This window comes from Pseudomonas sp. SORT22 (genome assembly GCF_018417635.1).
Classification (GTDB): domain Bacteria; phylum Pseudomonadota; class Gammaproteobacteria; order Pseudomonadales; family Pseudomonadaceae; genus Aquipseudomonas.
This window is the reverse complement of record NZ_CP071007.1, coordinates 959,643-978,229: the sequence shown is the minus strand read 5'-3', so window position 1 is coordinate 978,229 and position 18,587 is coordinate 959,643. Positions and strand designations below refer to the sequence as shown.

The 18,587-nt window shown below is 64.0% G+C and carries 17 protein-coding genes; 11 read left to right on the top strand and 6 right to left on the bottom strand.

From position 1 onward, the window contains the following. Positions 1-40 precede the first annotated feature (40 nt). Genes JYG36_RS04635 through JYG36_RS04620 form a run of 4 tightly spaced genes read right to left on the bottom strand, consistent with a single transcriptional unit; the run spans position 41 to position 3,616 of the window. The gene (locus JYG36_RS04635) at positions 41-937 is read right to left on the bottom strand and encodes a ChaN family lipoprotein (RefSeq protein ID WP_213603210.1); all 897 of its coding nucleotides are present in this window, start codon (positions 935-937) and stop codon (positions 41-43) included. Between the two features lie 11 nt (positions 938-948). Then, positions 949-1,716: a heme ABC transporter ATP-binding protein gene (locus JYG36_RS04630; protein WP_045199685.1), complete on the bottom strand. Its 768-nt coding sequence runs from the start codon at positions 1,714-1,716 to the stop codon at positions 949-951. After that, complete coding sequence (locus tag JYG36_RS04625; RefSeq protein WP_176794317.1) at positions 1,716-2,699, bottom strand: FecCD family ABC transporter permease; 984 nt, start codon at positions 2,697-2,699, stop codon at positions 1,716-1,718. Before JYG36_RS04625 ends, JYG36_RS04630 begins: the two co-directional genes overlap by 1 nt. A 50-nt stretch (positions 2,700-2,749) precedes the next feature. Continuing rightward, a complete protein-coding gene (locus tag JYG36_RS04620) occupies positions 2,750-3,616 on the bottom strand; it encodes a heme/hemin ABC transporter substrate-binding protein (RefSeq protein ID WP_213603208.1) in 867 nt (288 codons plus the stop codon). 153 nt (positions 3,617-3,769) lie between these two features. Here JYG36_RS04620 and JYG36_RS04615 point away from each other — a divergent pair, with 153 nt between their 5' ends. Continuing rightward, on the top strand, positions 3,770-4,087 hold the full coding sequence (locus tag JYG36_RS04615; RefSeq protein WP_045199691.1) for a Rieske (2Fe-2S) protein: 318 nt from the start codon (positions 3,770-3,772) through the stop codon (positions 4,085-4,087). Here the strand turns inward: JYG36_RS04615 and sfsA are convergent. Both sfsA and JYG36_RS04605 read right to left on the bottom strand, forming a co-directional pair. Next, complete coding sequence (sfsA, locus tag JYG36_RS04610; protein ID WP_045199693.1) at positions 4,077-4,790, bottom strand: DNA/RNA nuclease SfsA; 714 nt, start codon at positions 4,788-4,790, stop codon at positions 4,077-4,079. The genes JYG36_RS04615 and sfsA overlap by 11 nt on opposite strands. Continuing rightward, on the bottom strand, positions 4,790-5,962 hold the full coding sequence (locus tag JYG36_RS04605; RefSeq protein WP_123565181.1) for a pyridoxal phosphate-dependent aminotransferase: 1,173 nt from the start codon (positions 5,960-5,962) through the stop codon (positions 4,790-4,792). Before JYG36_RS04605 ends, sfsA begins: the two co-directional genes overlap by 1 nt. Before the next feature lie 245 nt (positions 5,963-6,207). On the opposite strand from JYG36_RS04605, the gene dksA reads away from it, so the two are divergent. The 10 genes from dksA to pgi all read left to right on the top strand — a co-directional run bounded on the left by dksA (position 6,208) and on the right by pgi (position 18,585). Further along, complete coding sequence (gene dksA / locus JYG36_RS04600; protein WP_045199697.1) at positions 6,208-6,651, top strand: RNA polymerase-binding protein DksA; 444 nt, start codon at positions 6,208-6,210, stop codon at positions 6,649-6,651. Positions 6,652-6,712: 61 nt separating this feature from the next. Then, a complete protein-coding gene (gene gluQRS / locus JYG36_RS04595) occupies positions 6,713-7,600 on the top strand; it encodes a tRNA glutamyl-Q(34) synthetase GluQRS (protein WP_045199699.1) in 888 nt (295 codons plus the stop codon). Between the two features lie 137 nt (positions 7,601-7,737). Further along, a complete protein-coding gene (locus JYG36_RS04590) occupies positions 7,738-7,914 on the top strand; it encodes a hypothetical protein (RefSeq protein ID WP_003250005.1) in 177 nt (58 codons plus the stop codon). Next, entirely contained in the window at positions 7,898-10,852 is a 2,955-nt protein-coding gene (locus JYG36_RS04585; protein ID WP_176794212.1) for a sensor histidine kinase, read from the top strand. The genes JYG36_RS04590 and JYG36_RS04585 overlap by 17 nt, the downstream gene beginning before the upstream one ends. Positions 10,853-10,874: 22 nt before the next feature. Continuing rightward, positions 10,875-12,311 (top strand): sigma-54-dependent transcriptional regulator, encoded by a 1,437-nt coding sequence (locus tag JYG36_RS04580; RefSeq protein ID WP_045199702.1) that lies wholly within the window; start codon positions 10,875-10,877, stop codon positions 12,309-12,311. 707 nt (positions 12,312-13,018) lie between these two features. Then, positions 13,019-14,407, top strand: a complete 1,389-nt coding sequence (locus tag JYG36_RS04575) for a polynucleotide adenylyltransferase PcnB (protein WP_045199703.1) — start codon at positions 13,019-13,021, stop codon at positions 14,405-14,407. A 3-nt stretch (positions 14,408-14,410) separates the two neighbouring features. Next, entirely contained in the window at positions 14,411-14,887 is a 477-nt protein-coding gene (gene folK, locus JYG36_RS04570) for a 2-amino-4-hydroxy-6-hydroxymethyldihydropteridine diphosphokinase (protein ID WP_093379337.1), read from the top strand. A 252-nt stretch (positions 14,888-15,139) separates the two neighbouring features. Beyond that, positions 15,140-15,940 carry a 3-methyl-2-oxobutanoate hydroxymethyltransferase gene (panB, locus tag JYG36_RS04565; RefSeq protein WP_045199705.1) on the top strand — a complete coding sequence of 267 codons (801 nt, stop codon included), beginning with the start codon at positions 15,140-15,142 and terminating at the stop codon, positions 15,938-15,940. Beyond that, positions 15,937-16,794: a pantoate--beta-alanine ligase gene (gene panC, locus JYG36_RS04560; RefSeq protein WP_093379332.1), complete on the top strand. Its 858-nt coding sequence runs from the start codon at positions 15,937-15,939 to the stop codon at positions 16,792-16,794. Before panB ends, panC begins: the two co-directional genes overlap by 4 nt. Before the next feature lie 126 nt (positions 16,795-16,920). Beyond that, positions 16,921-18,585, top strand: a complete 1,665-nt coding sequence (gene pgi, locus JYG36_RS04555; RefSeq protein WP_045199707.1) for a glucose-6-phosphate isomerase — start codon at positions 16,921-16,923, stop codon at positions 18,583-18,585. Positions 18,586-18,587 lie beyond the last annotated feature (2 nt).

The following is an 18,587-nucleotide window of genomic DNA, read 5'->3' as shown; positions in this document are numbered from 1 at the left end:
TGACCCGGCACTTTGCCGGGTCTTTTTTTGCCTGGGCTTTTTACTCGCCCTTACGCATCTGCGCGCAGTAGTCCTGCTCCGGCAAAGCCGGGGTGTACCAGACATAATCAGCCAGCTGCGCATCAACCCCCTGCCCCACTTCGGCGAGCATCAACACCTGCGTGCCGGCTTCGGCGCCCAGGTCGGCCAAATGCAAGGGCACGCCGATGTCCTTGCGCACGTGATAGCCACCGGCTAACAGCAACGCTGGCTGTGGCGCGGCCAGCAGGCGCTCGGCCATACGCCGGTCGCGCTGTTGCTGAACCGCCAGCATCGCCGGCAACTGGCTTTCGGGCAGCAGGCCGCAATGGGACTCCCGGACTTGCTCCAGCAGCACGGCCCGGACCTTGGCGGCGGTCGAGCGCTCACCTTTCAAGGGTGGCGGCCGGCGATAGAGGCTGCGCACCTCCTCGGTGTCGAGGTTGGCGGCCAGCAACGGGTATGGCTGGCCCAGGGCCTCGCGGACGATCGGTCCGTACAGGGCCCAATCCCAGCCTTGCTGCCAGCCAAGCGCCAGCGGCAGATCGGCCGGCAAGGCCTGCTGCTTCAGCGCATCGACCTTGGCTTGCTGCACCGGCTGCAGCATCTCCAGCAGCAGGCTGCCCTGCGGCCGTTGCCCCTGCAGGGCGCGCAGCAGCCACAACTGCAGGGCATGGTGGTCGGGGTTGTCGTGTTTCTCGCCTACCAGCAGCCGCGGCGCCTGCGCCAGCCGCTCCAGCAGTTGCGCGGGCGTCAACAGGCGCCCGCTGCTCAGCTCACGAATCTGCCCAAGCTCGGCATGATCGCGGCCTTCGGGGCTTTGCCAGGCGGGCAATGGCGGTACTTCGGCCCGGGACTGGCAGCCGGCGAGCCCCCAGACCAGCAACAGCAACAATGCGGGCAAGCGGGGACAACGCATGGGCGGTACTCCTAACGGGCGATGATCAGCGGGTGCCCCCGCTCGGGGTGAGGCTGGACCAGCACATCGATGCCGAACACCGCCTTGAGCGAATCGGGGCGCAATACCTGCTGCGGGGTATCCAGGGCATGGCTGCGACCCTGTTCGAGCAAGAGGATACGATCACAGTAGCGTGCCGCCAGGTTCAGGTCATGAAGGATGACCATCACCGCGGCGCCGCGATCGGCGAATTCGCGCACCGCTTGCAAGGTGGTGTGCTGGTGCAGCGGGTCGAGCATCGAGGTCGGCTCGTCGAGCAGCAGGATGCGCCCGTCTTCGCCTGGCCACAGCTGCGCCAGTACCCGCGCCAGGTGCACGCGCTGACGCTCGCCACCAGAGAGCGCCAGATAGCTGCGCCCGAGCAGGTGGCCGGCATCGGCCGCCTGTAGGGCCGCGTCGATGATCTGCTGGTCGCGCTCAAGACCGGTTTTATGCGGCAAGCGACCCATGCCGACCACTTCTTCGACCTTGAAGGCAAAGCCCAGGCTGGACACCTGCGGCAGCACCGCCAGGCGCTGGGCCCGCTGCTGCCCGGGCCAGTCGCACAGCCCGCGGTCATCCAGGCTCACCCGTCCGTGGCTGGGATTCAACTCACCGCACATCACCCCGAGCAGGCTGCTTTTACCGGCACCGTTGGGGCCCAGCACGCCCAGTACCTGGCCGGGCTGCAGGGCCAGGCTGATATCGCTGAGGACCTGGTTTTCGCCACGGCGCAGCGACAGGTTTTCGACACACAGCATCAGGCACGCCCCCGCAACAGCAGATAGAGGAAGAACGGCGCACCGATGAACGCGGTAACGATACCGATCGGCAGTTCCGCAGGTGCCAGCGCCAAGCGCGCGATCAGGTCGGCGAACAGCAACAGCGAAGCGCCGGCCAGCAAGGATGCCGGCAGCAATACGCGGTGGTCCGGCCCAGCCAGCAAACGCACCAGGTGCGGCACCACCAGGCCGATAAAGCCGATCAGCCCCGCCGCCGCGACTGCCGCGCCCACCCCCAGCGCCGTGCAGAACACCAGTTCGCGCTTGAGCTTCTCGACCTCGATGCCCAGGTGACGGGCTTCGGACTCGCCCAGCAACAAGGCATTCAAGGCCTGGGCCCGGCGTGGCAGCCACAGCGAGACCCCCACGGTCACCAGCACCAGCGGCCACAGGCGCTGGTAACTGGCGCCATTGAGGCTGCCCAGGTTCCAGAACGTCAGGGTGCGCAAGGTGGCGTCATCGGCCAGGTAAGTGAACAGCCCTACCGCCGCGCCGGCCAGGGCGGTCAAGGCGATGCCGGCAAGGAGCATGGTCGCCACGTTGGTCTGGCCATCGCGCCGGCCCAGGCGATACACCAGCGCCGTCACCCCCAGGCCACCAAGAAATGCACACAGCGATAACAGATAAGGGCCGAAGGCCTCGGGAATACCGCCCATCCACGAGCCGCCGACAATCGCCACTGCCGCACCGAGCGCGGCACCCGCAGACACCCCGACCAGGCCGGGGTCGGCCAGCGGGTTGCGAAACAGCCCCTGCATCGCCACCCCGGACAGCGCCAGCACGGCACCCACGGCCAACCCCAGCAGGGTCCGTGGCAAGCGGATCTGGCCGAGGATCAGCTCGGCCTGCTCCAGCCCGTCGCCGGCCACCGGCAGCCCGATCAACCGGGCTCCGGCGCGCAGAGTATCGAACAACGGCAGGCTGACCGGCCCCAGCGCCAGCGACAACCAGATCGCCAACAGGCACAGCAGCGTCAGGGTGACGAACAGCGTGCGCGGCTTGACCAGCCGGTTCATTGCGCGGTCGGGTAAAAGGCGTGGGAAAGGTTCTGCAAGGTAACCGGCAGACGCGGGCCGAGCCCCCCCACCAGCAAGGTCGGGTCCAGTTCGATCAGGCGTTTGTTACGGGCGGCGCGCGAAGCATTCAGGGCCGGGTTTTCCTTGAGCAGCGCCTGCAAGGCCTGCTCACCGCTGAGGCTGCGGTCGGCGAACACCAGCACATCCGGGTCAAGGGCTGCCAAGGCCTCGACAGAGAAGTTCTTGTAGCCTTCGTTATCCGCCAGGTTGCGCGCACCGGCCTGTTTGAGCAACCAGTCGCCAGCGGTGCCTTTGCCGGCGATCATCGGTTTGGAGCCGGCATGACCGACCAGCAGAATCACTCCGGGAGCGGCCTGGGTGGTTTGCAGTTGCTTGATCTTGCCCTGCAGCTCATCGAGTTGCCGGCGGTAGTCGGCGAACAGTTGCCGGGCTTGTTGCTCATTGCCGAGCAAGCGCCCCAGTTGCTGCAAGTTGCTTTCCACCGCACCCAGGTCGGCCTTGCTCGACAGCAGTTCGACCTTGACCCCGGCGCCGCGGATTTGCGCGAGCACCGGCGGCGGGCCCATTTCTTCGGTGCCCACCAGCACATCCGGACGCAGGCTCAGCACCCCTTCGGCGGACAGCTGGCGCTGATAACCGATACTCGGCAAGGCCTTGAGCGATTGCGGATGCTGACTGGTGGTATCGACCCCGACCAGCTTCTGCTCGCCGCCCAGCGCCGCCACCCACTCGCTCAGTGCCCCACCGGCGCTGACCCAGCGCTGCGGCAAGGTGTCGGCCTGGGCCAGGGTGTTGAACACAAGACCGGCACACAGGGCGATCAGGCGGGCACGTGGGCGCATAACAGGCTTCCTTGAATGAGGAGGAGCGGCAATCCGGGTGGATAATGCCGGGGACGCACGGTATAAAGCGTCCGATACGGCTGATGCAGGCAATTTGATAATTATTTGCATTTGCACGTCAAGCCGTCACTGTGACTTCGAGTAACCCTCACCATGCATTTTCTTTGTCATTCCGAGCACCTGGGCGAAGGCCAGAGCCGAGGCTTCAGTGTCAATGACCTGGGGATTTTCGCGGTCCGGCGTGCGGGCACAGTCTACCTGTACCGCAATCACTGCCCTCATCGTGGCATCCCCCTGAATTGGGAACCTGACGCCTTTCTCGACAGCAGCGCCAGCCTGATTGCCTGCGGGCGCCACGGCGCGCTGTTTCTGATCGAGTCCGGCGAATGCGTGGCCGGCCCTTGCGAGGGCGAGCAATTGACGGCCCTGAACTGTCGCGAAGACAGCCAGGGCATCTGGCTTATCGACTGAGCAACACCGGCAAAGGCCGATCGATATAAACCTGTTCGCCATCGATCCGCGTGCCGTAGGCAAGCACTTCGACGCCATCGGCCACCGCTGCGCGCAGGGCATCGGCATAGGCGCTGTCGATCTCGTCGGCAGGGCGTACGGCTTCGACCCCGCTGAGGTTCACACAATATAGCTGCACCGCGCGCACACCCTGGCGGGCCAGGGTCGCCAGCTCGCGCAGGTGCTTGGCACCGCGCTGGGTGACGGCGTCAGGGAAGGCGGCGACTGCCGAGTCGTCAAAGCCCAGGGTGACGCTCTTGACCTCGACATAGGCCGGCCCTTCGGCAAACTCCAGGCGAAAATCCACCCGGCTGCTCTCCTCGCCGTAAGCCACTTCGCGCTTGAGCCCGGTAAACCCGGCCAGTTCGCTGATGACGCCAGCACGCAAGGCTTCTTCCACCAGCGCGTTGGCGCGCCCGGTGTTGACACAGGCCAGGCGCCCCTGCGGGGTTTCACTGATTTCCCAGGTGCCGGGCAGCTTGCGCTTAGGGTCGTTGGAGCGGCTGAACCAGACCTGGCCGCCCTCGACCATGCAATTGAACATCGAGCCGGTATTGGGGCAATGGATGGTCATTTGCTCGCCGCTGGCCAGCTCGATGTCAGCCAGGAAGCGCTTGTAGCGGCGCAGCAAACGTGCGGTTTCAAGGGGGGGAGAAAAGCGCATCAGCCTTGCCAGCTCCGTAGTCCGCGGGCAATCCGCTCGACCGCCTCCTGCAGGCGCGGCAAGCTCTGGGTGTAGGCAAAGCGCACATGGTGCCCGGCCTGGTGGCGACCGAAGTCCAGGCCCGGGGTGAAGGCCACGTGCTCGGTTTCGAGGAAGTGCCGGCAGAAGGCAAAGGCATCGCCGCCAAAGGCGCTGATGTCGGCGTACAGATAAAAGGCACCCTGTGGCTCTACGGCTATCTTGAAGCCCAGCTCACGCAAGGCCGGCAAGAGGAAATCGCGGCGGCGGGCGAACTCGGCCCGACGTTCTTCGAGAATCGCCAGGGTGCCAGGCTGGAAACACGCCAGGGCGGCATGCTGGGCCATGCTCGGGGCACTGATGTAGAGGTTCTGCGCCAGCTTTTCGAGGTCAGCCACCGCAGCCGGTGGCGCCACCAGCCAGCCCAGGCGCCAGCCGGTCATGCCGAAATACTTGGAAAAACTATTCAGGACGAAGGCTTCGTCGTCGACTTCCAGCACGCTCGGTGCATCCATGCCGTAGGTCAGGCCGTGGTAGATCTCGTCCACCACCAAATGGCCGTTACGCGCGCGGGTGGCAGCCGAGAGGCTTGCCAGCTCGTTGCGATCGAGCACCGTGCCGGTGGGGTTGGCAGGTGACGCCACCAGGGCGCCGACGGTGTCCTGGTCCCAGTAGCGCTCGACCAGATCGGCGGTCAATTGATAATTCACCTCTGGCCCCACCGGCACCAGTTGCGCGGCGCCTTCGACCAGGCGCAAAAAATGCCGGTTGCACGGGTAGCCGGGGTCGGCCAGCAGCCAGTGCTTGCCCGGGTCGACCAACAGGCTGGCGGCCAGCAGCAAGGCGCCGGAACCGCCCGGGGTGATGAGGATGCGCTGCGGGTCGATGCTCAGCCCGTAGCGCTGCTGGTAGAACCCGGCAATCGCTTCGCGCAGCGCCGGCAGCCCGCGGGCAGCGGTATAACGGGTATGCCCCTGGGCCAGTGCGGCCTGGCCGGCCTCGATGATCGGCGCGGCGGTGGTGAAATCCGGTTCGCCGATTTCCAGGTGGATCACGTCGCAGCCGCTCGCTTGCAGCTCGTTGGCGCGGGCCAGCAGGGCCATCACGTGGAAAGGTTCGATGGCGCGGCTGCGCGCACTGTAGGGCTGGGCCATTAGCCTTCTCTCAAAAGGGTCTAGAATAATGATTCTACCCACGCGCGGGGTCGAACGTGTGGCAAAAGCTGCGGTCCACTGCAAAGATCATCAAGGCCAGGTAGCGTTGCCCTGGCCTTGACAACCGGGAGTAGCGCACCCCGATTCGATCTGGTAAGTTCGGCGGCTCGCAGTCGCAGGGCCGGCGGGCGCCGGAGATGGAGCAGCCTGCGCAATGGATTAGAAAAGTGAGAGGCGGTCTATTCATGTCCACCCTAGAAAAGCAAAAAACTCAGACCATGTACGGTGTCGAGCCCTATCAGGTAACCAAGGGTGAAGAGTACATGGGCGATCCCATGCGCAAGCACTTCGTCAAACTCCTGGGTGCCTGGAAGCAGGAGCTGATGACCAGTGTGGACCGGACTGTGGACCACATGAAGGACGAGGCGGCCAATTTCCCGGACCCCGCCGACCGCGCCAGCCAGGAAGAAGAATTTGCCCTTGAACTGCGCAACCGCGATCGCGAGCGCAAGCTGATCAAGAAAATCGACAAGACCCTGCAGAAGATCCAGGACGAAGAATACGGCTGGTGCGACGCCTGCGGCGTTGAAATCGGTCTTCGCCGACTGGAAGCCCGCCCTACCGCGGACCTGTGCTTTGACTGCAAGGAAATCGCGGAGAAGAAAGAAAAAACGGTCGGCAAAGGCTGATCCTTCTCCCATCCGAACGGGGCGCATCAGGCGCCCCGTTTCATTTTCATACCTGCTCGCCATGAACGACTCCCGCTACATCGGACGCTTCGCCCCCACGCCCAGTGGATTTCTGCACTTTGGTTCGCTGGTCGCGGCCCTGGCCTCGTGGCTGGATGCCCGGGCAGTCGGCGGCACCTGGCTGGTGCGCATGGAAGACATCGACCCGCCCCGCGAAGCTCCCGGCGCCCAGGCCGCCATTCTGCAAACCCTGGAAAGCTACGGCCTGGAATGGGACGGCGAGGTGGTCTACCAAAGCCAGCGCCACGCGGCCTATGCCGAAGTGCTCGAACGCCTGTTCCGCCAGGGCCTGGCCTACGCCTGCACCTGCTCGCGCAAGCAACTCGAAGGCTACAACGGCGTTTACCCGGGCCTGTGCCGCAATGCCGGGCATGCCTGCGAAGGCGCCGCCATCCGCGTGCGGGTGCCGGAGCTGGCCTACCATTTCGATGACCGCGTGCAGGGCCGTTTCGAACAGCACCTGGGCCGTGAGGTGGGTGACTTTGTCATTCGCCGTCGCGATGGCCTGTACGCTTATCAACTGGCGGTGGTGCTTGATGATGCCTGGCAGGGTGTGACCGATATCGTGCGCGGCGCCGACCTGCTGGATAACACCCCGCGCCAGCTGTACCTGCAGGAACTGCTGGGCCTGTCGCAGCCGCGTTACCTGCACGTGCCGCTGATCGTGCAGCCTGACGGGCACAAGCTGGGCAAGTCCTACCGCTCGCCACCACTGGCCGCCGACCAGGCCACGCCCCTGCTGCTGCGCGCACTGCGCGCACTGGGGCAAAAGACCGAAGCAGGCATGGAGTACGGTACCCCGGGCGAAGTGCTGGCGCATGCCGCATTGCACTGGAACCCCGACGCCCTGCCCCGGCGCCTGAGCGTGCCCGAGGCCGATCTGCACTGATCCCTGGGGGGCCCGGCCCCACAGAAAGCCCAGTAAATTCAATTCTTTGGCAAAAACCCACAAGCCCGTTACCATCGCCGCAGCCATTTGCGCCAATAATAAGTCCAAGCCGCAGCGCCCTAACCTTTGAGGCCAGCATGTATATCTATCGTTTGGTCCTGCTTCTGGTCGTGGGGATCTACCTGTTCTCCCCGGCCATCATGGACTGGTGGATCGAGCCAACCGGAGCCTGGTATCGCCCTTACCTGCTCTGGCTGATCCTGATTGTCGTGACCTTTATCCTGCAGAGCCAACGTGATGCCGATGAGCTTTAGCCTGACCCAGATGATCCTGATCAGCGCCGCCTACCTGCTGGTGCTGTTCGGCGTGGCCTGGGTCAGCGAACGCGGGATGATCCCGCGCTCGATCATCCGCCACCCGCTGACCTACACCCTGTCGCTGGGCGTCTATGCCAGTGCCTGGGCCTTTTATGGCTCGGTGGGCCTGGCCTACCAATACGGCTACGGCTTTCTCGCCTGTTACCTGGGGGTGTCCGGGGCCTTTCTGCTGGCACCGGTGCTGCTGTACCCGATCCTGAAGATCACCCGCACTTACCAATTGTCGTCGCTGGCCGACCTGATCGCCTTCCGCTTTCGCAGTACCTGGGCCGGGGCGCTGACCACCATCTTCATGTTGATCGGCGTGCTGCCGCTGCTGGCCCTGCAGATCCAGGCGGTGGCCGACTCGATCAGCATTCTGACCGGCGAACCGGTCAAGGCGCGGGTCGCCTTTGCCTTTTGCGCATTGATCACCCTGTTCACCATTTTCTTCGGTTCGCGGCACATCGCTACCCGGGAGAAACACGAGGGCCTGGTGTTCGCCATTGCCTTCGAATCGGTGATCAAGCTGCTGGCCCTCGGCGGCATTGGCCTGTATGCGCTGTACGGCGTGTTTGGCGGCCCGCATGAGCTGGAAGTCTGGCTGCTGCAGAACCAGACCGCCCTCGCCGCCCTGCACACCCCCTTGCAGGAAGGCCCATGGCGCACGCTGCTGCTGGTGTTCTTCGCCTCGGCCATCGTCATGCCGCACATGTACCACATGGCCTTTACCGAAAACCTCAACCCGCGCTCGCTGGTCAGCGCCAGTTGGGGCCTGCCGCTGTTCCTGCTGCTGATGAGCCTGGCGGTGCCATTGATTCTCTGGGCCGGCCTGAAAATGGGCGCCAGCACCAGCCCGGAATACTTCACCCTGGGCCTGGGCATCGCCGCCAACAACCAGGCACTGGCGCTATTGGCCTATATCGGTGGGCTCTCGGCCTCCAGCGGGCTGATCATCGTCACCACCCTGGCGCTTTCGGGCATGGCCCTCAACCACCTGGTGCTGCCGCTGTACCAGCCACCGGCCGAGGGCAACATCTACCGCTGGCTGAAATGGACCCGGCGGGCGCTGATCGTCGCCATCATCGCCGCCGGTTTCGGCTTCTACCTGACCCTGGGCAGCCAGCAGGACCTGGCCAACCTCGGCATCGTCGCCTTCGTCGCCACCTTGCAGTTCCTGCCGGGCGTGCTCTCGGTGCTGTACTGGCCGACCGCCAACCGCCGCGGCTTCATTGCCGGCCTGCTGGCGGGGATCCTGGTGTGGATGGTGACCATGCTGTTGCCGCTGGTGGGCAACCTGCAAGGCTTCTACATCCCGCTGCTGAACATGATCTATGTGCTCGACGACACCAGTTGGCACATGGCTGCGATCGCCTCGCTGGCCGCCAACGTGCTGCTGTTTACCCTGATCTCGCTGTTCACCAACGCCAGCAGTGAAGAAGTCAGCGCCGCCGAGGCCTGCGCGGTGGATAACGTGCGCCGCCCGCAGCGCCGTGAGCTGCACGCGGCCTCGCCGCAGGAATTCGCCACGCAACTGGCCAAGCCGCTAGGTGCCAAGGCTGCGCAGAAGGAAGTGGAACAGGCCCTGCGCGACCTCTACCTGCCGTTCGACGAGCGCCGCCCGTATGCCCTGCGCCGCCTGCGCGACCGTATCGAGGCCAACCTGTCGGGGCTGATGGGCCCGAGTGTGGCCCAGGACATGGTCGAGACCTTCCTGCCCTACAAGTCCGGTAACGAAAACTACGTGACCGAAGACATCCACTTCATCGAAAGCCGCCTGGAAGACTACCACTCGCGCCTGACCGGCCTTGCCGCCGAGCTCGATGCCCTGCGCCGTTACCACCGCCAGACCCTGCAGGAGTTGCCGATGGGCGTCTGCTCGCTGGCCAAGGACCAGGAGATCCTGATGTGGAACAAGGCCATGGAAGAGCTCACCGGCATCCCCGCCAAGCGCGTGGTCGGCTCGCGCCTGACCACCATTGCCGACCCCTGGCGCGGCCTGCTTTTGGGCTTCATCAACGTGCCCGACGAACACTTGCACAAACAACGCCTGGGCCTCGATGGCCAGACCCGCTGGCTGAACCTGCACAAGGCGGCCATCGACGAGCCACTGGCACCGGGTAACAGCGGCCTGGTGCTGCTGGTTGAAGACCTCACCGAGACCCAGGCCCTGGAAGACAAGCTGGTGCACTCCGAGCGCCTGGCCAGCATCGGCCGCCTGGCTGCCGGGGTGGCCCACGAGATCGGCAACCCGGTCACCGGTATTGCCTGCCTTGCGCAGAACCTGCGCGAAGAGCGCGAAGAGGACGGCGAGATCACCGAGCTGAGCAGCCAGATCCTGGAGCAGACCAAACGCATCTCGCGCATCGTCCAGTCGCTGATGAGCTTTGCCCATGCCGGCAGCCACCAGCACAGCGACGAGCCGGTGTGCCTGGCCGAAGTGGCCCAGGACGCCATCGGTCTGCTGGCCTTGAACCGGCGCAATTTCGAAGTACAGTTCTTCAACCTGTGCGACCCGGACCACTGGGTCGAGGGCGACCCGCAACGCCTGGCCCAGGTGCTGATCAACCTGCTGTCCAACGCCCGCGACGCCTCCCCGCCCGGCAGTGCCGTGCGGGTCAAGAGCGAAGCCAGCGAGCATACCGTCGACCTGATCGTCGAGGACGAAGGCAGCGGCATCCCGAAAAACATCATGGATCGTCTGTTCGAACCCTTCTTCACCACCAAGGACCCGGGCGAAGGCACCGGACTGGGGCTTGCTCTGGTCTATTCCATCGTGGAAGAGCATTATGGACAAATCACCATCGACAGCCCGGCCGATAGCCAGAGCCAACGCGGCACCCGGATCCGAGTGACCCTGCCGCGCCATGTCGTAGCGACGTCCGCTGTGAACTGAGACCGTCGAGAGAATTGAATCAATGCCGCATATTCTGATCGTCGAAGACGAAACCATCATCCGCTCGGCGTTGCGCCGATTGCTCGAGCGCAACCAGTACCAGGTCAGCGAGGCCGGCTCGGTGCAGGAAGCCCAGGAACGCTTCAGCATTGCGACCTTCGACCTGATTGTCAGCGACCTGCGCCTGCCCGGCGCACCGGGCACCGAACTGATCAAGCTCGGCCAGGGCACGCCGGTGCTGATCATGACCAGCTACGCCAGCCTGCGCTCTGCCGTCGACTCGATGAAAATGGGCGCGGTGGACTACATCGCCAAGCCGTTCGATCACGACGAAATGCTCCAGGCCGTGGCGCGCATCCTGCGTGACCGGCAGAACGCGCCGGCCGCCCCGGCCGAGCGCGGCAACGGCAAGGCGGTGCCCGGCGACAAGGCGGCCAGCACTGCAGCCAACGGCGAGATCGGCATCATCGGTTCCTGCCCGCCGATGCAGGACCTGTACGGCAAGATCCGCAAGGTTGCGCCAACCGATTCCAATGTATTGATCCAGGGCGAGTCGGGTACCGGTAAAGAGCTGGTGGCCCGCGCCCTGCACAACCTCTCGCGGCGCGCCAAGGCGCCGATGATCTCGGTGAACTGCGCGGCGATTCCCGAGACCCTGATCGAATCGGAACTGTTCGGCCACGAGAAAGGCGCCTTTACCGGTGCCAGCGCCGGTCGTGCCGGCCTGGTCGAAGCCGCCGATGGCGGTACGCTGTTCCTCGACGAAATCGGCGAACTACCGCTCGAAGCCCAGGCCCGCCTGTTGCGCGTGCTGCAGGAAGGCGAGATTCGCCGGGTCGGCTCGGTGCAATCGCAAAAGGTCGATGTGCGCCTGATTGCCGCGACCCACCGCGACCTCAAGAACCTGGCCAAGGTCGGCCAGTTCCGCGAAGACCTTTACTACCGCCTGCACGTCATCGCCCTCAAGTTGCCCGCCCTGCGCGAGCGGGGCGCCGACGTCAACGAGATCGCCAATGCCTTCCTCGCTCGCCAGAGTGCGCGCGTGGGGCGTAACGACCTGCGCTTTGGCCACGACGCCGAGCAGGCGATCCGGCATTACTCCTGGCCAGGTAACGTGCGCGAGCTGGAAAACGCCGTGGAGCGTGCGGTAATCCTCTGCGAGAGCCCGGAAATTTCCGCCGACCTGCTGGGCATCGACATCGAACTGAGCGATCTGGAAGACGACGATCCGTTTGCCAGCCTGCCGGGTACCGGCAGCAATGCCAGCAACACCAGCCACGAGCCGACTGAAGACCTGTCGCTGGAGGACTACTTCCAGCATTTCGTCCTCGAGCACCAGGACCACATGACCGAGACCGAGCTTGCACGCAAACTCGGAGTCAGTCGCAAGTGCCTGTGGGAACGTCGTCAGCGCCTGGGTATCCCGCGGCGCAAGAGCGGGGCCACCAGCGAAGGCTGAGGCGTTTCAGCAGTTTTCGACGGTGGGCGGCGGTAACACTGTCACCTTGCGACAAACTGTTACCGCAGCACGAAGTCGTAACAAAAACCGGGGCTTACGGTAACGAAGCCCCGGTTTTTTTTCGCCCCGCGAACCACGCAAAACCGCTCCAAGCCCTTGTTTTACTAGGCTTTGCAAAAGTTGGCACGGCACCTGCTATATGTTTGGTACAAGAACAATAACAAGCACTGCAAAAGACAATAAAAATAAGACGAATCGGCTCACGCACAATAAGAACAAGACGGCGGAGGCGCAGCTAACTGATTCTTTTGGAGAGGAGTTGTACTTGGGGCTTGCCCCACAACCAGGCAGAGAACAATAAAAACTGCACTCAAGCAGGGCCTGAACTGGTTGGATCGCATGATCATTGCAACCTCAGCGACCAAAGCAATCCGTTTGCTCTTGATCCCGGTTAGGGAGACCGCCCACAAGCTTTTTTTGTGGGCAGGGCACTCAACAAAAACAAGAAGCCCGGCAAAAAAACAATAAGAGCACGCAACTACTTCTTGGGGAGCTTCGGCTCCCCTTGTAGTTTCTGCCGCCCCAGCCTGCCCGCGCGTCGTCCGACGCGACCGCCTACACCATCCACCGAGTAAATGCTAGAATCCCCGCCCATCATGCGGCCATTCTTCGTTTTTGGCCGAACATTCCTTCAAACAGTGCATCCCATGCTGAAGAAGCTGTTCCAGTCATTCCGTCCTACCGTGCGTGGCCAGCACCATATCCGCACCACGCCCGAAGTGATCAATAGTGGTCAACATTCGCTGCAACGTGGCCAGTTCAGCCGCCACGCGGTGAACATCGTCGAGCGCCTGCAAAACGCTGGCTACCAGGCCTACCTGGTCGGTGGCTGCGTACGCGACCAGCTCCTGGGCATCACCCCCAAGGACTTCGACGTCGCCACCAGCGCCACCCCTGAACAGGTCCGCGGCGAATTTCGTAACGCCCGTATCATCGGTCGCCGTTTCAAGCTGGTTCACATCCATTTCGGCCGTGAAATCATCGAAGTCGCCACCTTCCGCGCCAACCACCCGGAAAGCGAAGAAGAGAACAGCCACACCTCGTCGCGTAACGAGAGTGGGCGAATTTTGCGCGACAACGTCTACGGCACCCTGGAAGAAGACGCCCAACGCCGCGACTTCACCATCAACGCCCTGTATTACGATCCGGTCAGCGAGCGCATCCTCGACTACGCCAACGGCGTACACGACATCCGCAACCGCCTGATCCGCCTGATCGGCGACCCGACCCAGCGCTACCAGGAAGACCCGGTGCGCATGCTGCGTGCTGTGCGTTTCGCCGCCAAGCTCAACTTCGGTATCGAGAAGCACACCGTGCAGCCGATTCGCCAACTGGCACCGATGCTGCGCGAGATCCCGGCGGCGCGCCTGTTCGAAGAATCGCTCAAGCTGTTCCTCTCCGGGCAGGCTGCCGACACCTTTGAAATGCTCGTCGACCTGGAGTTGTTCAACCCGCTGTTCCCGGCCAGTGCCGAAGCGCTCGAAGAACACCCGACCTACACCCACACCCTGATCAGCCAGGCTTTGATCAACACCGACCTGCGTGTCAAGCAGGGCAAGCCGGTGACTCCGGCCTTCCTGTTCGCCGCGATGCTCTGGCCAGCCCTGCCGGGTCGCGCCCTGCGCCTGCAGAGCCGCGGCATGCCGCCGATCCCGGCGATGAACGAAGCCGCCCACGAGCTGATCGCCGAACAATGCCAGCGCATTGCGATCCCCAAGCGCTTCACCATGCCGATCCGCGAGATCTGGGACATGCAGGAGCGCCTGCCACGGCGCAGCGGCAAGCGTGCCGACCTGTTGCTCGACAACCCGCGTTTCCGCGCCGGTTACGACTTCCTGCTGCTGCGTGAAAGCGCGGGCGAAGAAACCGATGGCCTCGGCCAATGGTGGACTGACTACCAGGACTGCAACGACAGCGAGCGCCGCGACATGATTCGTGAGCTCGGCAGCCGTGACGAAGGCGCCGGTGCCGGCCCGCGCAAACGCAAGCGCAGCCCGAGCAAACGCAAGCGCGCCGACGGCGCTGCAGGCGAGTAACCGATGGTCCGCGCCTTCATTGGCCTGGGCAGCAACCTGGCCGATCCCGAGCAGCAATTGCGCAGCGCCGTCGAGGCGCTGGGGCAGTTGCATGAAAGCGCCCTGGCCGGGGTTTCGGCTTTCTACAGCAGCGAATCGCTATCGCCCGGGCAGCCGCGCTACACCAACGCCGTGGCAGCGCTGGATACCGCCCTCGCGCCGCTTGAGCTGCTCGATGCGCTGCAGGCCATTGAGGCCGATCAGGGCCGCGAGCGCAAAGAGCGCTGGGGCCCGCGCACCCTCGACCTGGATATCCTGCTGTACGGCGACCAGGTCATCGATGTGCCACGCCTGAAAGTGCCGCATTACCACATGCAGGCGCGACCGTTCGTCCTCTACCCGCTGGCCGAGCTGGTACCCGAAGACTTCTGCCTGGCCGATCAAAGGCCCCTGTCCCAATTACTGGCAGATTGCCCGTTCGTCGGCCTCGAGCGCCTGTAGCCGGGCGCTCCCCCAGCCGGTAACGCCCGTAACAGCGCATTAGTAACAATGCGGTAACAGGGTAATTGACTTCAGCCCCCTCGCTCACGACTATAGGCGTCCCGTGGCGCCCCGAGCGTCGCAAAAAGGCGTATATAGGCCTGGAACAGGTCGTAATTCAAACACCACGATCGATGATGTGCTGTTCCAGAAGATGAATACACGCGTTGTACGCAGTCGTTTTTCACAGCGCCTGAACGAGGATTCCTTTTCATGCCAGAAGTAACCCTGACCACCCTGCAGAGCCTCAAGGCCAAGGGTGAGAAAATAACCATGCTGACCTGCTACGACGCGACCTTTGCCCAGGCCGCCAGCCGTGCCGGCGTGGAAGTATTGCTGGTGGGTGACTCCCTGGGCATGGTCCTCCAGGGCCATGACAGCACCTTGCCAGTAACCAATGCCGAGATGGCCTATCACACTGCCTGCGTCAAACGCGGCAACGAAGGTGCGCTGATTCTTGCCGACCTGCCGTTCATGGCCTGCGCCACCACCGAGCAGGCGTTCGCCAACAGCGGCGCGCTGATGCAAGCCGGCGCGCACATGGTCAAGGTCGAAGGCGCCGCCTGGCTGGCGGAGACCATCCGCCTGCTGGCCGAACGTGGCGTGCCGGTGTGCGCGCACATGGGCCTGACCCCGCAAACCGTGAACATCCTCGGTGGCTACAAGGTCCAGGGCCGCCAGGAAAACCAGGCCCGGCAGATGCGTGCCGACGCCATCGCCCTGGAGCAAGCCGGCGCGGCCATGTTGCTGCTCGAGTGCGTGCCGACCGAACTTGCCGCCGAAATCACCCAGGCGGTGAGCATTCCGGTCATCGGTATTGGTGCCGGTAGCGCCACCGACGGCCAGGTCCTGGTGCTGCACGACATGCTCGGCCTGTCGCTGACCGGCCGGGTACCGAAGTTCGTGAAGAACTTCATGGCCGGCCAGAGCGACATTCAAGGTGCGCTCAAGGCTTATGTAACCGCCGTCAAGGAAGTCAGCTTCCCCGCCAGCGAACACGGGTTCAGTGCATGAATACAGTCAAGACCGTCCTCGAACTGCGCGCCGCCGTGGCGCGGGCGCGCAGTGAGGGCAAACGCATCGGCTTCGTGCCGACCATGGGCAACCTGCACAGCGGCCATGCCGCGCTGGTGACCAAGGCCGCGCAACGGGTCGACTTCGTCGTCGCCAGCATCTTCGTCAACCCGCTGCAGTTCGGCCCCAGCGAAGACCTCGACAAGTACCCGCGGACCCTCGCCGCCGACCAGGAGAAACTGCTCCAGGCCGGCTGCCACCTGCTGTTCGCCCCCACTGTCGAAGAAATATACCCCGACGGCATGGCCGGGCAGACCCGGGTCAGCGTCCCGCAGCTGTCCGACGGGCTCTGTGGTGCCAGCCGTCCGGGCCATTTCGAAGGCGTGGCGACGGTGGTCAGCAAGCTGTTCAACATGGTCCAGCCGGACCTGGCGGTATTTGGCCAGAAAGACTTCCAGCAACTGGCGGTAATCCGCGCGCTGGTGCGCGACCTGAACATGCCGATCCAGATCATCGGCGAGCCGACCGTGCGCGCCGAAGACGGCCTGGCGCTGTCGTCGCGCAACGGCTACCTGAGCGACGAGCAGCGCGCCACGGCGCCAGCGCTGTATCGCCTGCTGAGCCAGATGGCCGCCGCCATCGAGCAAGGCGAACGCGACTACCCGGCGCTTATCGCCAACGGCCAGCAGCAACTGGCTGCAGCAGGCTTTCGCCCGGACTACCTGGAAGTCCGCCAGGCCCTGAGCCTGCGCCCGGCGACGCCTGAAGACCGCGATCTGGTGATCCTGGTAGCCGCCTTCCTCGGAGCTACCCGCCTGATCGACAACCTGCACCTGAACCTTGACGACAAGTAACCCGGTCGCCCGCTGAGCTGCCTCTCCCTGTAACGCAGGCTGCATGCCTATAATTGGCATCAGCCTGCAAACGGGGCGCTGTTTTCAGTGTCCAAGGCAGTTCACGCAATAAGGAAACCTGCAGCGATGGCGTATTACCGCACCCCTCATGATGTTACCGCCCTGCCCGCCTGGCAGGCGCTCCAGCAACACCGCGAAGCCATGCAGGACTTCAGCATGCGCGACGCATTCACTGCCGAGCCAAAGCGCTTCGAAGAATTCTCCCTGAGCACCTGCGGGCTGTTCCTCGACTACTCGAAAAACCTGATCAACGCCCAGACCCGCGAGCTGCTGGTGGGCCTGGCCAACGAGGTCGGTCTGCAAGAGGCCATCAAGGGCCTGTTCGCCGGCGAGATCCTTAACGCCTCCGAAGGCCGCCCGGCGCTACATACCGCCCTGCGCCGCCCGGTGGGCGACAAGCTGAGCGTCAACGGCGTCAACGTGATGCCCGAGGTGCACAAGGTCCTCAACCAGGTGACCGAGCTGGTTGGCCGCATCCATGATGGCCTGTGGCGCGGCTACAGCGAGAAGCCGATCACCGACGTGGTCAACATCGGCATCGGTGGCTCGTTCCTCGGCCCCGAGCTGGTCTCCGAAGCCCTGCTGCCTTACGCCCAGCGCGGCGTGCGCTGCCATTACCTGGCAAACATCGACGGCAGCGAGTTCCACGAGCTGTCGGCCAAGCTGCGCGCCGAAACCACGCTGTTCATCGTTTCGTCCAAGTCGTTCAACACCCTCGAAACACTGAAGAACGCCCAGGCCGCCCGCGCCTGGTACCTGGCCCAGGGTGGCTCGGAAGCCGAGCTGTACAAGCACTTCATCGCTGTTTCCAGCAACAAGGCCGCCGCCGTGGCCTTCGGCATCCGTGAAGAAAACATTTTCCCGATGTGGGACTGGGTCGGCGGGCGTTACTCGCTGTGGTCAGCCATCGGCTTGCCGATTGCGCTGGCCATCGGTACCGCCAACTTCAAGGAACTGCTGTCCGGTGCCTACACCATGGACCAGCACTTCCAGAACGCGCCGTTCGAACAGAACATGCCGGTGCTGCTGGCCTTGCTCGGCGTGTGGTACGGCAACTTCTGGGGCGCGCAAAGCCACGCGATCCTGCCGTACGACCACTACCTGCGTAACATCACCAAGCACCTGCAGCAGCTGGACATGGAATCCAACGGCAAGAGCGTCCGCCAGGACGGCACGCCGGTCAACCACGACACCGGCCCGGTCATCTGGGGCGGCGTGGGTTGCAACGGCCAGCATGCCTACCACCAGTTGCTGCACCAGGGCACCCAGCTGATTCCGGCCGACTTCATCGTCCCGGTGGTCAGCTTCAACCCGGTCGCCGACCATCACCAGTGGCTGTACGCCAACTGCCTGTCGCAGAGCCAGGCACTGATGCTGGGCAAGACCCGCAGCGAAGCCGAAGCCGAGCTGCGTGACAAAGGCATGGCCGAAGCCGAGATCCAGAAGCTGGCACCGCACAAGGTGATTCCGGGCAACCGCCCGAGCAATACCCTGGTGGTCGAGCGCATCAGCCCACGGCGTCTTGGCGCACTGGTGGCGATGTACGAGCACAAGGTATTCGTGCAAAGCGTCATCTGGGGTATCAACGCCTTCGACCAGTGGGGCGTGGAGCTGGGCAAGGAGCTCGGCAAGGGCGTCTACCAGCGCCTGACCGGCGGCATTGAAGAGCCTGCCGAAGACGCCTCGACCCAGGGCCTGATCAACTTCTTCCGCAGCCGTCACCGCGGTTGACC

What these genes read in the sequence shown, in the direction of transcription:
- JYG36_RS04620 (WP_213603208.1), bottom strand. Translation starts at nt 3,616, where the DNA reads ATGCGCCCACGTGCCCGCCTGATCGCCCTGTGTGCCGGTCTTGTGTTC.
- sfsA (WP_045199693.1), bottom strand. Translation starts at nt 4,790, where the DNA reads ATGCGCTTTTCTCCCCCCCTTGAAACCGCACGTTTGCTGCGCCGCTAC.
- panC (WP_093379332.1), top strand. Translation starts at nt 15,937, where the DNA reads ATGAATACAGTCAAGACCGTCCTCGAACTGCGCGCCGCCGTGGCGCGG.
- gluQRS (WP_045199699.1), top strand. Translation starts at nt 6,713, where the DNA reads ATGAACGACTCCCGCTACATCGGACGCTTCGCCCCCACGCCCAGTGGA.
- JYG36_RS04615 (WP_045199691.1), top strand. Translation starts at nt 3,770, where the DNA reads ATGCATTTTCTTTGTCATTCCGAGCACCTGGGCGAAGGCCAGAGCCGA.
- JYG36_RS04635 (WP_213603210.1), bottom strand. Translation starts at nt 937, where the DNA reads ATGCGTTGTCCCCGCTTGCCCGCATTGTTGCTGTTGCTGGTCTGGGGG.
- JYG36_RS04580 (WP_045199702.1), top strand. Translation starts at nt 10,875, where the DNA reads ATGCCGCATATTCTGATCGTCGAAGACGAAACCATCATCCGCTCGGCG.
- dksA (WP_045199697.1), top strand. Translation starts at nt 6,208, where the DNA reads ATGTCCACCCTAGAAAAGCAAAAAACTCAGACCATGTACGGTGTCGAG.
- JYG36_RS04605 (WP_123565181.1), bottom strand. Translation starts at nt 5,962, where the DNA reads ATGGCCCAGCCCTACAGTGCGCGCAGCCGCGCCATCGAACCTTTCCAC.
- JYG36_RS04630 (WP_045199685.1), bottom strand. Translation starts at nt 1,716, where the DNA reads ATGCTGTGTGTCGAAAACCTGTCGCTGCGCCGTGGCGAAAACCAGGTC.
- JYG36_RS04575 (WP_045199703.1), top strand. Translation starts at nt 13,019, where the DNA reads ATGCTGAAGAAGCTGTTCCAGTCATTCCGTCCTACCGTGCGTGGCCAG.
- folK (WP_093379337.1), top strand. Translation starts at nt 14,411, where the DNA reads ATGGTCCGCGCCTTCATTGGCCTGGGCAGCAACCTGGCCGATCCCGAG.
- JYG36_RS04590 (WP_003250005.1), top strand. Translation starts at nt 7,738, where the DNA reads ATGTATATCTATCGTTTGGTCCTGCTTCTGGTCGTGGGGATCTACCTG.
- JYG36_RS04585 (WP_176794212.1), top strand. Translation starts at nt 7,898, where the DNA reads ATGCCGATGAGCTTTAGCCTGACCCAGATGATCCTGATCAGCGCCGCC.
- pgi (WP_045199707.1), top strand. Translation starts at nt 16,921, where the DNA reads ATGGCGTATTACCGCACCCCTCATGATGTTACCGCCCTGCCCGCCTGG.
- panB (WP_045199705.1), top strand. Translation starts at nt 15,140, where the DNA reads ATGCCAGAAGTAACCCTGACCACCCTGCAGAGCCTCAAGGCCAAGGGT.